General features: G+C 52.9%; 1 rRNA gene. It reads right to left on the bottom strand.

The features are described 5' to 3' along the window. A 23S ribosomal RNA gene (locus M3221_RS26090) occupies positions 1 to 227 on the bottom strand; the annotation flags it as partial.

Below are 227 nucleotides of genomic sequence, written 5' to 3'. Positions count from 1 at the left end.
TCTCTCCTCGCCTACCTGTGTCGGTTTGCGGTACGGGCACCTTACATCTCGCTAGAGGCTTTTCTTGGCAGTGTGGAATCGAAGACTTCGGTACTAAAAGTCCCTCGTCATCACAGCTCAGCCTTAACGGAAACGGGATTTGCCTCATTTCCAGCCTGACTGCTTAAACACGCGTATCCAGCTGCGTGATCTCCTATCCTCCTGCGTCCCCCCATCACTCAAACGAT

It is taken from the genome of Domibacillus indicus, from assembly GCF_023715895.1.
Taxonomy (GTDB): Bacteria; Bacillota; Bacilli; order Bacillales; family Domibacillaceae; genus Domibacillus; species Domibacillus indicus_A.
The sequence above is the reverse complement of the archived record's forward strand: the minus strand, read 5'-3'. Positions and strand labels throughout refer to the sequence as shown.